Annotated in this window: 15 protein-coding genes; 5 read left to right on the forward strand and 10 right to left on the reverse strand. The window is 61.2% G+C overall.

The window, feature by feature from the left end:
• Window positions 1–92: 92 nt before the first annotated feature.
• Window positions 93–1,196 carry a GlxA family transcriptional regulator gene (locus tag J3P82_RS02300; protein ID WP_434560420.1) on the forward strand — a complete coding sequence of 368 codons (1,104 nt, stop codon included), beginning with the start codon at window positions 93–95 and terminating at the stop codon, window positions 1,194–1,196.
• A gap of 46 nt (window positions 1,197–1,242) precedes the next feature.
• Here J3P82_RS02300 and J3P82_RS02305 read toward each other — a convergent pair whose 3' ends face one another.
• The 5 genes from J3P82_RS02305 to J3P82_RS02325 form a co-directional block, all read right to left on the reverse strand.
• A complete protein-coding gene (locus tag J3P82_RS02305; RefSeq protein WP_434560422.1) occupies window positions 1,243–1,503 on the reverse strand; it encodes a hypothetical protein in 261 nt (86 codons plus the stop codon).
• Between the two features lie 328 nt (window positions 1,504–1,831).
• The gene (locus tag J3P82_RS02310) at window positions 1,832–2,308 is read right to left on the reverse strand and encodes a thioesterase family protein (protein ID WP_434560424.1); all 477 of its coding nucleotides are present in this window, start codon (window positions 2,306–2,308) and stop codon (window positions 1,832–1,834) included.
• 22 nt (window positions 2,309–2,330) lie between these two features.
• Window positions 2,331–3,296 carry an L-carnitine dehydrogenase gene (locus J3P82_RS02315; protein WP_434560426.1) on the reverse strand — a complete coding sequence of 322 codons (966 nt, stop codon included), beginning with the start codon at window positions 3,294–3,296 and terminating at the stop codon, window positions 2,331–2,333.
• A 47-nt stretch (window positions 3,297–3,343) separates the two neighbouring features.
• Window positions 3,344–4,231: a 3-keto-5-aminohexanoate cleavage protein gene (locus J3P82_RS02320; protein ID WP_434560428.1), complete on the reverse strand. Its 888-nt coding sequence runs from the start codon at window positions 4,229–4,231 to the stop codon at window positions 3,344–3,346.
• Between the two features lie 72 nt (window positions 4,232–4,303).
• Complete coding sequence (locus J3P82_RS02325; RefSeq protein ID WP_434560430.1) at window positions 4,304–5,248, reverse strand: choline ABC transporter substrate-binding protein; 945 nt, start codon at window positions 5,246–5,248, stop codon at window positions 4,304–4,306.
• A 194-nt stretch (window positions 5,249–5,442) separates the two neighbouring features.
• Between J3P82_RS02325 and J3P82_RS02330 the strand changes: the two genes are divergently transcribed.
• Complete coding sequence (locus J3P82_RS02330; RefSeq protein ID WP_434560432.1) at window positions 5,443–6,402, forward strand: GlxA family transcriptional regulator; 960 nt, start codon at window positions 5,443–5,445, stop codon at window positions 6,400–6,402.
• 298 nt (window positions 6,403–6,700) lie between these two features.
• Here J3P82_RS02330 and J3P82_RS02335 read toward each other — a convergent pair whose 3' ends face one another.
• The 5 genes from J3P82_RS02335 to J3P82_RS02355 all read right to left on the reverse strand — a co-directional run bounded on the left by J3P82_RS02335 (window position 6,701) and on the right by J3P82_RS02355 (window position 9,099).
• Complete coding sequence (locus tag J3P82_RS02335) at window positions 6,701–7,117, reverse strand: DUF3010 family protein (protein ID WP_434560434.1); 417 nt, start codon at window positions 7,115–7,117, stop codon at window positions 6,701–6,703.
• Window positions 7,118–7,166: 49 nt separating this feature from the next.
• A complete protein-coding gene (locus J3P82_RS02340) occupies window positions 7,167–7,943 on the reverse strand; it encodes a DUF4239 domain-containing protein (RefSeq protein ID WP_434560436.1) in 777 nt (258 codons plus the stop codon).
• A gap of 104 nt (window positions 7,944–8,047) precedes the next feature.
• On the reverse strand, window positions 8,048–8,371 hold the full coding sequence (locus J3P82_RS02345) for a helix-turn-helix domain-containing protein (RefSeq protein WP_434560438.1): 324 nt from the start codon (window positions 8,369–8,371) through the stop codon (window positions 8,048–8,050).
• Window positions 8,355–8,609 carry a type II toxin-antitoxin system RelE family toxin gene (locus tag J3P82_RS02350; RefSeq protein ID WP_186634314.1) on the reverse strand — a complete coding sequence of 85 codons (255 nt, stop codon included), beginning with the start codon at window positions 8,607–8,609 and terminating at the stop codon, window positions 8,355–8,357. The genes J3P82_RS02345 and J3P82_RS02350 overlap by 17 nt, the downstream gene beginning before the upstream one ends.
• Before the next feature lie 88 nt (window positions 8,610–8,697).
• Window positions 8,698–9,099: a lysozyme inhibitor LprI family protein gene (locus J3P82_RS02355; protein ID WP_434563670.1), complete on the reverse strand. Its 402-nt coding sequence runs from the start codon at window positions 9,097–9,099 to the stop codon at window positions 8,698–8,700.
• Between the two features lie 233 nt (window positions 9,100–9,332).
• Here J3P82_RS02355 and J3P82_RS02360 point away from each other — a divergent pair, with 233 nt between their 5' ends.
• The 3 genes from J3P82_RS02360 (at window position 9,333) to dgcA (ending at window position 12,996) form a co-directional block, all read left to right on the forward strand.
• Complete coding sequence (locus tag J3P82_RS02360; protein ID WP_186634465.1) at window positions 9,333–10,310, forward strand: dipeptidase; 978 nt, start codon at window positions 9,333–9,335, stop codon at window positions 10,308–10,310.
• A gap of 79 nt (window positions 10,311–10,389) precedes the next feature.
• Window positions 10,390–10,920, forward strand: a complete 531-nt coding sequence (locus J3P82_RS02365) for a DUF5943 domain-containing protein (protein WP_434560440.1) — start codon at window positions 10,390–10,392, stop codon at window positions 10,918–10,920.
• Between the two features lie 15 nt (window positions 10,921–10,935).
• Window positions 10,936–12,996 (forward strand): dimethylglycine demethylation protein DgcA, encoded by a 2,061-nt coding sequence (gene dgcA / locus J3P82_RS02370; RefSeq protein ID WP_434560442.1) that lies wholly within the window; start codon window positions 10,936–10,938, stop codon window positions 12,994–12,996.
• Window positions 12,997–13,053: the final 57 nt, after the last annotated feature.

The following is a 13,053-nucleotide window of genomic DNA, read 5'->3' on the forward strand; positions in this document are numbered from 1 at the left end:
GATAAAGCCCCGTCTCGCGCAAGAGATTGATGGGTCAATAACAAGAGCCTCCGCCTGAGGCCATCACCCGCTTTGTGTGAGGAGATACCGCGATGACGACGTCCAACTCCGGGGCCCAACCCCAGAACCGTGCGCCTCAATCCATCGGCTTTTTGCTGCTGGACAATTTCACGCTGATTTCCCTGGCGTCCGCGGTGGAACCGCTACGCATGGCCAACCAGCTCTCCGGTCGCGAGTTGTATCGCTGGACCACCCTTACCGTAGACGGCGGGCAAGTCTGGGCCAGTGACGGTCTGCAGATCACCCCGGATGCCTCCATGCACAAAGCGCCGGTCTTGGACACTGTCATTGTGTGCGGCGGCATCGGCATCCAGCGCACCGTCACTCGCGAACATGTCTCATGGCTGCAAAGCCAGGCCCGTCAGTCCCGTCGCCTCGGCGCGGTCTGCACCGGCAGTTGGGCCCTGGCGTGCGCCGGCCTGCTGGACGGTTTCGATTGCAGCGTGCACTGGGAATGCCTGGCGGCGATGCAGGAAGCCTTCCCGCGGGTGTCGATGAGCACGCGCCTGTTCACCCTCGACCGCAACCGCTTCACCAGTTCCGGCGGCACCGCGCCGCTGGACATGATGCTGCACTTGATCAGCCGCGATCACGGCCGTGAGCTGTCGGCGGCGATCTCGGAAATGTTCGTCTACGAGCGCATCCGCAACGAGCAGGATCACCAACGCGTGCCGCTCAAGCACATGCTCGGCACCAACCAGCCGAAGTTGCAGGAAATCGTCGCGCTGATGGAGGCCAACCTCGAGGAGCCGATCGACCTGGACGAACTGGCGGTGTACGTCGCCGTGTCCCGGCGTCAACTCGAGCGCCTGTTCCAGAAATACCTGCACTGCTCGCCGTCGCGCTATTACCTCAAGCTGCGGCTGATTCGTGCGCGGCAGCTGCTCAAGCAGACGCCGATGTCGATCATCGAAGTGGCTTCGGTGTGCGGCTTCGTCTCCACGCCGCACTTCTCCAAGTGCTACCGCGAATACTTCGGCATTCCACCGCGCGACGAGCGCGTTGGCTCCAACACCACGCAACAGGTGGCGATGATGCCGCTGCCGCAGGCCCTCGTCCTGTCGCCGCTGTCCGGCCCGCTATCGGCCCTGAGCCAGGCGCGCAACGAATCGACGTTTGCCAGTGTGAGACTCTAAAACAGAGGGCTTTTGGGGCGAGGGAGCAGGCTCCCTTGCCACAGGGTCAGTTGTGGTTCTGTTGGTATTGCGCCAGTGCCGGTAACAGTTGCTTGTCGATTGCCTGGCGCACCGCCGGCAGGATGGTCGCGCTGCTGGTGTACATATCCTTGACCATCTTGCGCAGCTCATTCGCCCGGGCCGTGTCCAGGCCGCGCACCGCGCACTCGCAGGCCTGCTCGGCGGTGGTGCCGCTGGGTATCTGCAGTCCCAAGGCCTTGAGCTGGCCCAACAGGTCTTCTTGGTCGATCAAATCGGCGTACATCATGACGCTTTTCCTTGTTCAGGGATTGGGGTCGTGACTGGATTCTGGTAGCCGTCCGAAGCGGCGGCAAGGGCAAATCGTCGTTGTGTCATGAATGACTATGAGCGCGTCGTTTTCGGCTAACTCGCCGGGCCCTGGAGTGGGCACACTGACCCCAAGCTGAATCACGATGGTTTGGTCACCCTCGCGCAACAGCTCCTCCAGTAACGCTCCTGCCCCGATCCTGTCACGGCTTGATCGGGGATTTTTTTGCCTGCTTGCAGGAGAAATTGACCTCGTTGGCGCAGGTCCATCCCGTCGATGCGCAAGGTTGATTCACCCGCCAGGCAGCTCAACGAGCCGGTGGCAGGGCGATCACCCGACCGATGTACGCCGGGGACGGCAGGTCGGATTGGCTGTCGAGCATGGCTTTGAGGCGGGCGAGGGTCTGTACGGTAAAGGGGGCGGAGCGTGGGCCTGCCAGGTCGACGTGCAACAGCATCTGCTCATTGCCGGCCAGCTCCTTGTCACCACCCGCCAGGTGCAGGCTGTGATAAAGATGCAAGCGCTTGGCGTCGTGGCCGATGATCTGCGTGTGCACCTCGACGTCGGCGCCGAGCTTCACTTCATGCAGGTAGTTCAGGTGCAGTTCGAGGGTGAACAGCGAGTGGCCGCTGGCTTCGCGGCTCTGGCTGTCGAGACCGAGCTGGTCCATCAGCGCGTCGGTGGCGTAGCTGAAGACCAGCAGGTAGAAGGCATCGCGCAAATGGCCGTTGTAGTCGACCCATTCGGGGAGGATGCGGGTTTGGTAAGTGGTGAGGGTGGGCATGGCTGTCTCCGAGCGTGATCAGTTATTCGCTGAAGGCCATGCCATGTTTGGCCTTGGTGGCTTTCACCGCCTCCAGCACCGCCAGCAGGCAATCATCACGATAGCGCTCCAGCGCCGAAATGCTGTGGCGGCCGAGTTGCTCGCTGGTGCCGTCCACCACATCATCGATCAGTTTCTCGGTCAGTTCCGGCGCGGGCAGGTAGGTCCAAGGCAGTTGCAACGCCGGGCCGAACTGGGCCATGAAATGGCGCATCCCGGCATCACCGCCGGCCAGCGTGTAGGTCAGGAACGTGCCCATGAACGACCAACGCAGACCGGCGCCAAAACGAATCGCGTCGTCGATTTCCCCGGTGGTGGCTACGCCGTCGTTGACCAGGTGCAACGCCTCGCGCCACAACGCTTCGAGCAGACGGTCAGCGATGAAACCGGGGACTTCCTTGCGCACATGCAACGGGCGCATGCCGAGGGATTCGTACACTTTCATTGCTGCTTGCACGGCTTCGGGCGCGGTGTTTTTCCCGCCCACTACTTCCACCAGGGGCAGCAGATAGACCGGGTTGAACGGATGCCCGACTACGCAACGTTCCGGATGGGTTGAACCCTCGTAGAACTCGCTTGGCAGCAGGCCCGAGGTACTTGAACCGATCAGGGCGTCGGGCTTGGCGGCGGCGCTGATCTGGCTGTGCAGCTGGAGTTTGAGGTCCAGGCGCTCGGGGGCGCTTTCCTGGATGAAATCGGCATCGCGCACACATTCTTCGATGGTCGCGACGAAGCGCAACCGGTCCTGCGAGGCTCCGGCGGCCAAGCCTTGTTTTTCCAGGGCGCCCCAGGCGTTGGCGACGCGTTTGCGCAAGGCTGCCTCGGCACCGGGCGCCGGGTCCCAGGCGACCACGTCCAGGCCATGGGCCAGGGCGCGGCTGACCCAGCCGCTGCCGATCACACCGCTGCCCAAGGCGGCGAAGGTTTTGATGTCAGTGATGAAACGCATGGTGATTTCCTGAGGGTTCAATGATTCATATTCGAGGTGTGATCTGGTTAGCCGCGCTGGGCCAGGCCCATTTTCTTGCGGCCTTCTGCCGGGGTCAGCAACCGGGCACCGAGGCGGCTGAGGATTTCGCCGGCGCGTTCCACCAGTTGGCCGTTGGTGGCGAGCACGCCTTTGTCCAGCCACAGGTTGTCTTCCAGCCCGACCCGCACGTTGCCACCCAGGAGCACGGCTTGGGCGGCCATCGGCATTTGCATGCGACCGATGCCAAACCCGGCCCACACCGCGTCGGTTGGCAGGTTGTCGACCATGGCTTTCATGGTGGTGGTGTCCGCCGGCGCGCCCCACGGAATGCCCAGGCAGAGCTGGAACAGCGGGTTGTCAAGCAAGCCTTCCTTGATCAGTTGCTTGGCGAACCACAGGTGACCGGTGTCGAAGATCTCCAGCTCGGCCTTGACCCCCAGTTCGGTGATGCGCTTGGCACCGGCCCGCAGTTGCGCTGGGGTAGAGACGTAAATGGTGTCGCCGTCGCCGAAGTTCAGGGTGCCGCAATCCAGGGTGCAGATTTCCGGCAACAGCGCCTCGACATGGGCGAGACGGGTCAGCGGGCCTACCAAGTCCGTGTTGGGGCCGAACTCCATCGGGTTCTCGCCGCTACCGATCTCCAAGTCGCCACCCATGCCGGCGGTGAGGTTGACGATGATGTCGACGTCCGCCTCACGGATGCGCTCCATCACTTCGCGGTACAGCGCGACGTCGCGGCTGAACTTGCCGGTCTGTGGGTCGCGAACATGGCAGTGCACTACGGTCGCACCGGCTTTGGCAGCCTCGACGGCAGCCGCGGCGATCTGTTTTGGGGTGACCGGCACGTGAGGGCTTTTGGCGGTCGTGTCGCCAGCACCGGTGAGTGCGCAGGTGATGATGACGTCGTGGTTCATGGTGCGGATTCCTTCAGGCGTGATGAGTCACCGCGCAGCTCTTTAGTGCTGCGCAGAGGGTTTAACGTTTGGTCAGTTACTGGTGAGTTTCAGGTTGTCGGCAGCCGGCTTGCCATCGAACGTCGTGACGCCTTCGAGCCAGCGCTGTTTGTCTTGCGGGTGATCCTTGAGCCATTGCCGGGCCGATTCGAGCGGATCCTTGTGATCGAGCAGGGGTTGCATCATCCGGCTCTCATCTTCGGCGGTGAAGGTCAGGTTGCTCAGCAGCTGGCTGACGTTCGGGCATCGCTGCGCATAGTCCGGCGCGGTGACGGTCCAGACGGTGGCCATGCCTTCGTTCGGGCCGAGGGCGCCTTCGCTGCCGGTGAGGTAGCTCATTTGCACGTTGACGTTCATCGGGTGCGGCGCCCAGCCGAAGAACACCACGGCTTCCTTGCGCCGCACGGCGCGGTCCACGGCGGCGAGCATGCCGGCTTCGCTGGACTCCACCAGCTGGAACTTGCCCAGGCCGAACTGGTTCTTGGCGATCATCGCCTTGATCTGGGTGTTGGCGCCGGAGCCGGGTTCGATGCCGTAGATCTTGCCGCCCAACTCTTTTTCGAACTTGGCGATGTCGGAAAACGTCTTCAGGCCCTTATCGGCCAGGTAAGTCGGTACGGCCAGTGTGGCGCGGGCGTCCTTAAGGCTCGGTTGCTCCAGCACCTTGACCTGTTTGGCTTCGACGAACGGCGTGATGGTCTGGGTCATCAGCGGGTTCCAGTAGCCCAGGAATAGGTCGAGGCGCTGGTCGCGGATCCCGGCGAAAATGATCTGTTGGGAAGCGCTGGTCTGTTTGGTCTTGTAGCCGAGGCCGTCGAGCATCACCTGGGTCAAGGCGCTGGTGGCGATGACGTCGGTCCAGTTGACCACGCCCAGGCGCACGTTCTGGCATGTGGCGGGCTCGGCTGCCATGGCGAACGGGCTCAGGAGAGTCGTACCGCTAAGTGCAAGCACGCAAGAGCTGATCAGTCGTTTCATGTCGGGTTCCTCGGCAGTTTTTATTGTTATGGGGGTTCCGGTGTCTGTGCGCCGGTGATGCCAAGTTACGCAGCCAGGGCCTGCTCAAAGCGCACAGCGGCGACGTGCTCTTGCACTGCAGCGACCTGTCCTCTTGAAGGGGCGTTGCAACTGGCGTATCAAGGTCCGCACGCTACCCGACCACCGAGCGCGCCATGTCCCAGGATTTCTACTTCTTGTTGATGCCGGGTTTTTCGGCCATCGGTTTCATCTCGGCCATCGAGCCCTTGCGGGTCGCCAACCGTTTTCGTGGCGAGCTGTATCGCTGGCACGTGTTGAGCGCCGATGGTGGGGCGGTTTTGGCGAGCAATGGCATGTCGGTCAACGCGGATGCCGCGCTGGAGCCGCTGAAGAAAGGCGCGACGCTCTGGGTGGTGGCGGGTTTTGATCCGTTGAAATACGCCGGCCCGGTGCTTGAGCGCTGGCTGCATCGGCTGGACAGCGAAGGCGTGATCCTGGGCGGCATCGACACCGGCAGTGTGGTCCTGGCCGAGGCGGGACTGCTGGAAGGGCATCGGGTGACGCTGCATTGGGAAGCGATCGAGGCGTTCAAGGAGTCCTATCCACAGCTCAGCGTGACCCAGGAACTCTTCGAAATCGACCGCCGCCGCATCACCTGCGCGGGCGGCACCGCGTCCATCGACCTCATGCTCGACCTGATCGGCCAGGCCCATGGCCCGGAACTGGCGATCCAGGTCAGCGAACAATTCGTGCTGGGTCGGATTCGTCCACGCAAAGATCACCAACGCATGGAAGTTGCCAGCCGCTATGGCATACGCAACAAGAAGCTGGTGCAGGTGATCGGCGAGATGGAAACCCACAGCGAACCGCCGCTGAGCACCTTGGCCTTGGCCGAATCCATCGGCGTCACCCGACGCCAGCTCGAACGCCTGTTCCGTCTGCACCTGAACGACACCCCGAGCAACTTCTACCTGCGCCTGCGCCTGGAAAAAGCCCGGCAACTGCTGCGCCAGACCGACATGAGTGTGTTGGAAGTGAGCATCGCCTGCGGGTTTGAGTCGCCGTCGTATTTCACCCGCAGTTATCGGGCAAGATTTGTGCGGTGTCCGCGGGAGGATCGGCGGCGGCAGGGGGATGAGCGAGAGGTGGTTTGACAGGGTTTTATACAACGAGCCTTTCGCACCCTTCATCGATTCAACGCTGGAGGCGGTGGGCAAGGCGCTGAAGAACATGGGAAGCGCAGTCGTACCCGGTACCCAGACCATCCAATCCTCGGGCAAAGAACCTGTGGCGAGGGGATTTATCCCCGTTGGGGCGCGAAGCGGCCCCAAAACCTGGCGACTCGGGAGTGTCAGATAAATTTAATAGCTGCTGTTGGGGCTGCTGCGCAGCCCAACGGGGATAAATCCCCTCGCCACAGTCACGGTGTCTGGTTGGGCATTGGTAGAGAATCTATTTCTTCATCAACGCCGAGCAGGCTGCTTTATAGGCCTCGTGCTGATACTTGTTCAGCGTCGCCGGCAGGGCGAAGTCATGTTTTTTGCTCTGGGCGTTGATGGTCTGCGGCGACAGCAGCGTTACCTCACAACCTTCCAGCAACTGGAAAACCCCTTCGATCTTGAACGTGGTCGGCCCACCGGCGAACTCGCCTTTCTTGCTGCGCTTCTTGATGGCGATGCGTTCAATGCCGTTGTCCGCCACGAATGCCCTCACCTGGGCGGCGAAAGCCTTGACGTTGGCGGCTTCGTCATCGTCGTCCAGGGCGATTTTCTTGATACTCAATGGGACGTGGCTCAACGCTTGTTGATCCAGCGAGGCGAGGGCGATGATCGCTTCGCTGCCTTTGATTTCGATGCCGCAGATGATCATGAGTGGCCTTGGATTCCGGATGTCTGGAGCCTCAGTCTATCCACCTTGATCAATTCATGCTCGCGCGCAGGTCCAGCATGATCTTGTCGAAATAGTCGACACGGATCACGCCAAAGCGCGGGTACTCGAAATCCAGGATCACATACAGCACGCAGACCATCACCGCCGCGTATCCAAGGCTGTGCAGCCAGTTGCGCCGCTTTGTACCGGCCATGCCGTAGCCGATCAGCAGGGCGCTGATTAGGGTCATTGTCACCAGCATCAGGTAAATGGTCAGGGGCGGGTGGGTTTCGTGGGCCACGGCGCGAGTGGTGGTGATGTCGATCATTTCGTTTTGCGCCTGTAGCACGGGTGTGCCCAGGGTTGGGGTGGGCATCTGTTTCAGGGCGGCGACGGTGAGTTCCCAGATGGTCTGCTGCAAACCATTGGCCCGGTCATGAGCGGCCTCGTCGACTTCGTCTTCGCGCAGGTCGCGGTAGTACTCGATACGCGCATCAACATAGTCCCGGAACGCCTGGCGGATCTTGGGTTGTTCACTGGAGGGCAGGAGGGCCAGGCGCAGCCAGGCAGTGCTCATGGCATTGGTTTCGGCGACGATCAGCGCGCGACGCTGGTCCAGGCGCGAGGCCGCGCCGGAGAAGGTAAAGGCGATCAACAGCGCCAGCAGGCCGAACACCGCGCCTTCAATGGCGCCGATGCCCTGGCGGGCGCCGTCCGGGTCCTGGGCCAAGTGACGGTTGCCGACCCGACGACCGACTTCGATGCCGAGCACGATGGCGATAAAGATGGCTAACCCATAGAAGGGCAAGGCGGTAAGAGAGTGCATACGAAAATCCTTTTGATCGTCGTGTGTGACTCGTCTGTACAGCCGGGCTCGGACGGGTATGTAGCCAGTTTAGACGACGTTGCTGGTTTGTCGCTTTTGAGGTTTTACAGTTCCAGCTGATCGGCACGGATACCAAAAGCAGCGGCAATTTTTTCGCGGGTCGCCCTGCGCAGCTTGCCGACTGATTCCTGTTGGGCAAACGCCGGTTGGGAGATGCCCAGACGACGGGCAACCTCCTCCTGGGTCAAACTCAGATGTTCGCGCCAGGCGCGAATCGGTGTCGCACCGTCGACGATACGGCTGACTACCTCATGAGGAATCAGATCCGGTTCTAGTTTTTGCGCAACGTATTTTGCATACGGAATGACCACGAATGCCGGGTTCCCGTCTGCGTCGTTGATGATCTGGATATCAGTAGGTTCGTTCATCGCGTTTCTTGACCTCTTGAATGCTGACGACCTTGATCGCCCCGTCCCAATCGAACATGACTCGATAGCTACCTACCCGCAGGCGGTACGCATAGCCATGGCCAACAAGTGCTTTGACATTCACCACGTCAGGCATCTGGGCGAGCGCCGTAACGGCGTCCCGAACCTGAACCTGATGGACGGAGTGCAATTTCAAAAGCTGCTTAACGGCTTTTCTGGTCCAGTGGATAGTGTTCATGGAAGGATATAAGTCTTTTATAAGATTTGCGAATCCTGACTTATATCCCGTCCAGGGCCAACGCGTGAAAGATGTCTGAATATTGCTCTCACTCCTGCCCAATCGACTCCAAAAACTCCGACCGGTCATCGCTCACCTGGGCCATGCAGTCGTTTTCGGCGATTTTGTAGGCGTCGCTGCCGGGTTTGGCCGGGAAGGCGGCGATGGCGCAGTCGGCGTCGCGCTGTTTTTGCCACAGTTGTTGGGCGGCCTTGACCTTGGCGGTAATGTCGTTGAGCTGGGCCTTGTCGCTGGCGTAGCGGGTTTGCAGGCGCTCAAGGAGACTCTGCAGGTTTTCGCTGAGCAATTGCTCGGCGGCGGTTTTGCCGTAGGCCGAGCATGCCAGGGTCTGGACGTCGTTTTCGACTTCGTCGCAGGGATTGGGCTCGGTGTCTTCGGTTGCGTGTGCCAGGGTGCTGATCAATGCCAAAGCCAGGAAGATTGATTTCATCGCGTTGCCGCTCAAGTCCAGTAAAAACCAGTGATGCGGCGGATTCTGGCGCAAGCGTCGGGTAAAGAACAGACGGGCAGGGTGGACCTGTCGCAGCCCATTGTCGCGGATTGACGCTTTCGGCAATTCCCCTGTCGTTTTTGCACCCGGTCGCGACGGCCCTCAGGCATATGCTGGCCCCAAAGCGCCGGCACACGATTCGGCGCATGAATCGCTAACAAGGGGACTGCCTGATGAGCCCAGCCGAATTGCACGCCGACAGCATCGTTATCGACGGGCTGATCATTGCCAAGTGGAACCGCGACCTGTTCGAAGACATGCGCAAGGGCGGCCTGACCGCAGCCAACTGCACCGTGTCGGTGTGGGAAGGTTTCCAGGCCACCATCAACAATATCGTCGCCAGCCAGAAACTGATCCGCGAGAACAGCGACCTGGTGATCCCGGTGAAGACCACCGCCGACATCCGTCGCGCCAAGGAACAGGGCAAGACCGGCATTATCTTCGGCTTCCAGAACGCCCACGCTTTTGAAGACCAGCTCGGCTACGTCGAGATATTCAAGCAGCTCGGCGTTGGCGTGGTGCAGATGTGCTACAACACCCAGAACCTGGTGGGCACTGGCTGCTACGAGCGCGACGGCGGCCTGTCGGGCTTCGGTCGCGAAATCGTTGCCGAGATGAACCGCGTCGGCGTCATGTGCGATTTGTCCCACGTTGGCTCCAAGACCTCCGAAGAGGTGATCCTTGAATCGAAGAAACCGGTCTGCTACTCCCACTGCCTGCCGTCCGGCCTGAAGGAGCACCCGCGCAACAAATCCGATGAAGAACTGAAGTTTATCGCCGACCATGGCGGTTTCGTCGGGGTGACCATGTTCGCGCCGTTCCTGGCCAAGGGCATCGATTCGACCATCGACGACTACGCCGAAGCCATCGAATACACCATGAACATCGTCGGCGAAGACGCCATCGGCATCGGCACCGACTTCACCCAGGGTCACGGCCAGGATTTCTTCGAAATGCTGACCCACGACAAGGGCTACGCCCGCCGCCTGACCAGCTTCGGCAAGATCATCAACCCCCTGGGCATCCGCACCGTGGGCGAGTTCCCGAACCTGACCGAAACGCTGCTCAAGCGCGGCCATCCTGAGCGTGTGGTACGCAAGATCATGGGCGAGAACTGGGTCAACGTTTTGAAAGACGTCTGGGGCGAATAAACCCCGCTGTATCACTGAATCCTTTACCTGCGGCCATTCGCGCCGCAGGCACATCACGAATTTCCGGAGTCAAATTTTCATGGCCAAGATCGCCCCGCAACTGCCTATCGAAGTCGACAGCGAAACCGGTGTCTGGACCTCCGACGCCTTGCCAATGCTGTATGTGCCGCGGCACTTCTTCGTTAACAACCACATGGGTATCGAGGAAGTGCTGGGCGCCGACGCCTACGCCGAGATCCTCTACAAGGCCGGCTACAAATCCGCCTGGCACTGGTGCGAGAAAGAAGCTGAATGCCACGGCCTGGAAGGCGTCGCGGTGTTCGAGCACTACATGAAGCGCCTGTCCCAGCGTGGCTGGGGCCTGTTCAAGATCCAGGACATCGACCTGGACAAAGGCACCGCCAGCGTCACGCTCGAACACTCGGCATTCGTCTATGTGTACGGCAAGGTCGGGCGCAAGGTCGACTACATGTTCACCGGCTGGTTCGCCGGCGCGATGGACCAGATCCTCGCCGCTCACGGCAGCAAGATCCGCACCGTGGCCGAGCAGGTCTATGGCGGTTCGGAAGAAGGCCACGACGACGGCCTGTTCATCGTCAAGCCGTTGTAAGTCGAGGATTGCGCCATGGCTTTTGAAGCAATGTTCCAGCCGATCCAGATCGGCAAGCTGACCATCCGCAACCGCGTGCTCAGCACCGCGCACGCCGAGGTCTACGCCACCGACGGCGGCATGACCACCGACCGGTACGTGAAGTATTACGAAGAGAAGGCCAAGGGCGGCATCGGCCTGGCGATCTGCGGCGGCTCGTCGGTGGTTGCCATCGACAGCCCGCAGGAGTGGTGGAGTTCGGTGAACCTGTCCACCGACCGCATCATCCCGCACTTCCAGAACCTGGCCGACGCCATGCACAAGCACGGCGCCAAGATCATGATCCAGATTACCCACATGGGCCGTCGCTCACGCTGGGACGGTTTCAACTGGCCAACGCTGATGTCGCCGTCCGGCGTGCGTGAGCCGGTGCACCGTGCGACCTGCAAGACCATAGAACCGGAGGAAATCTGGCGGGTGATCGGCAATTACGCCAGCGCCGCCAAGCGCGCCAAGGCCGGAGGCCTCGACGGCGTCGAGCTGTCCGCCGTTCACCAGCACATGATCGACCAGTTCTGGAGCCCGCGGGTCAACAAGCGTACCGACGAATGGGGCGGCAGCTTCGAAGGCCGCATGAAATTCGGCCTGGAAGTGTTGAAGGCCGTACGCGCTGAAGTCGGCGACGATTTCTGCGTGGGCATGCGCCTGTGCGGCGACGAGTTCCACCCGGACGGCTTGTCCCACGAGGACATGAAGCAGATCGCCAAATACTACGACGATACCGGCATGCTCGATTTCATCGGCGTGGTGGGCTCGGGTTGCGACACCCACAACACCCTGGCCAACGTCATTCCGAACATGAGTTATCCACCGGAGCCGTTCCTGCACCTGGCCGCCGGTATCAAGGAAGTGGTCAAGGTCCCGGTGCTGCACGCGCAGAACATCAAGGACCCGAACCAGGCCACGCGAATCCTCGAGGGTGGTTACGTCGACATGGTCGGCATGACCCGCGCTCACATCGCTGACCCGCACCTGATCGCCAAGATCAAGATGGGCCAGATCGACCAGATCAAGCAGTGCGTCGGTGCAAACTACTGCATCGACCGCCAGTACCAGGGTCTGGACGTGCTGTGCATCCAGAACGCCGCGACGTCCCGTGAATACATGGGCGTGCCGCACATCATCGAGAAGTCCACCGGGCCCAAGCGCAAAGTGGTCGTCGTGGGTGCCGGCCCGGCGGGGATGGAAGCGGCGCGTGTGGCCGCCGAACGTGGACACGACGTGACCCTGTTCGAGAAGAAGGAATTCATCGGCGGGCAGATCACCACGGCCTCGAAAGCCCCGCAACGGGACCAGATCGCCGGTATCACTCGCTGGTTCCAACTGGAGCTGGCGCGCTTGAAAGTCGACCTGCGCCTGGGCGTTGCCGCCGACGCGCCGACCATCATGGACCTGCGTCCGGATGTGGTGGTGCTAGCCGTCGGCGGGCATCCATTCATCGAGCAGAACGAACATTGGGGCGCCGCCGAAGGGCTGGTGGTCAGCAGCTGGGACGTGCTCGATGGCAAGGTGGCACCGGGCAAGAACGTGCTGGTCTACGACACCATCTGCGAATTCACCGGCATGTCGGTGGCCGACTTCCTCGCCGACAAAGGCAGCCAGGTCGAGATCGTCACCGACGACATCAAGCCTGGCGTGGCCATTGGCGGGACGTCGTTCCCTACCTACTACCGCAGCATGTACCCCAAGGAAGTGATCATGACCGGGGACATGATGCTGGAGAAGGTCTACCGCGAAGGCGACAAATTGGTAGCGGTGCTGGAGAACGAATACACCGGCGCCAAGGAAGAGCGCGTGGTGGACCAGGTGGTGGTGGAGAACGGCGTGCGGCCGGACGAAGAAATCTACTACGCGCTCAAGGAAGGTTCGCGCAACAAGGGCCAGATCGACGTCGAAGCCCTGTTCGCGATCAAGCCCCAGCCGTGTCTTGCGCAGAGCGGCGACGGCTACCTGCTGTTCCGCATCGGCGACTGCGTGGCCCAGCGTAATACTCACGCCGCCATCTATGACGCCCTGCGGTTGTGCAAGGATTTTTAAGAACAGCCACGAGCCACAAGCTTCAAGCTGCAAGAAAAGAGCAATGCAGGACTGGCT

The sequence above is a fragment of the Pseudomonas sp. Z4-20 genome (assembly GCF_051131955.1).
Classification (GTDB): Bacteria; Pseudomonadota; Gammaproteobacteria; order Pseudomonadales; family Pseudomonadaceae; genus Aquipseudomonas; species Aquipseudomonas marvdashtae.

Bases quoted from the DNA above. Each gene is read 5' to 3' on its own strand.
- J3P82_RS02300 (WP_434560420.1), top strand. From the start codon at position 93: ATGACGACGTCCAACTCCGGGGCCCAACCCCAGAACCGTGCGCCTCAA.
- J3P82_RS02305 (WP_434560422.1), bottom strand. From the start codon at position 1,503: ATGATGTACGCCGATTTGATCGACCAAGAAGACCTGTTGGGCCAGCTC.
- J3P82_RS02310 (WP_434560424.1), bottom strand. From the start codon at position 2,308: ATGCCCACCCTCACCACTTACCAAACCCGCATCCTCCCCGAATGGGTC.
- J3P82_RS02315 (WP_434560426.1), bottom strand. From the start codon at position 3,296: ATGCGTTTCATCACTGACATCAAAACCTTCGCCGCCTTGGGCAGCGGT.
- J3P82_RS02320 (WP_434560428.1), bottom strand. From the start codon at position 4,231: ATGAACCACGACGTCATCATCACCTGCGCACTCACCGGTGCTGGCGAC.
- J3P82_RS02325 (WP_434560430.1), bottom strand. From the start codon at position 5,248: ATGAAACGACTGATCAGCTCTTGCGTGCTTGCACTTAGCGGTACGACT.
- J3P82_RS02330 (WP_434560432.1), top strand. From the start codon at position 5,443: ATGTCCCAGGATTTCTACTTCTTGTTGATGCCGGGTTTTTCGGCCATC.
- J3P82_RS02335 (WP_434560434.1), bottom strand. From the start codon at position 7,117: ATGATCATCTGCGGCATCGAAATCAAAGGCAGCGAAGCGATCATCGCC.
- J3P82_RS02340 (WP_434560436.1), bottom strand. From the start codon at position 7,943: ATGCACTCTCTTACCGCCTTGCCCTTCTATGGGTTAGCCATCTTTATC.
- J3P82_RS02345 (WP_434560438.1), bottom strand. From the start codon at position 8,371: ATGAACGAACCTACTGATATCCAGATCATCAACGACGCAGACGGGAAC.
- J3P82_RS02350 (WP_186634314.1), bottom strand. From the start codon at position 8,609: ATGAACACTATCCACTGGACCAGAAAAGCCGTTAAGCAGCTTTTGAAA.
- J3P82_RS02355 (WP_434563670.1), bottom strand. From the start codon at position 9,099: ATGAAATCAATCTTCCTGGCTTTGGCATTGATCAGCACCCTGGCACAC.
- J3P82_RS02360 (WP_186634465.1), top strand. From the start codon at position 9,333: ATGAGCCCAGCCGAATTGCACGCCGACAGCATCGTTATCGACGGGCTG.
- J3P82_RS02365 (WP_434560440.1), top strand. From the start codon at position 10,390: ATGGCCAAGATCGCCCCGCAACTGCCTATCGAAGTCGACAGCGAAACC.
- dgcA (WP_434560442.1), top strand. From the start codon at position 10,936: ATGGCTTTTGAAGCAATGTTCCAGCCGATCCAGATCGGCAAGCTGACC.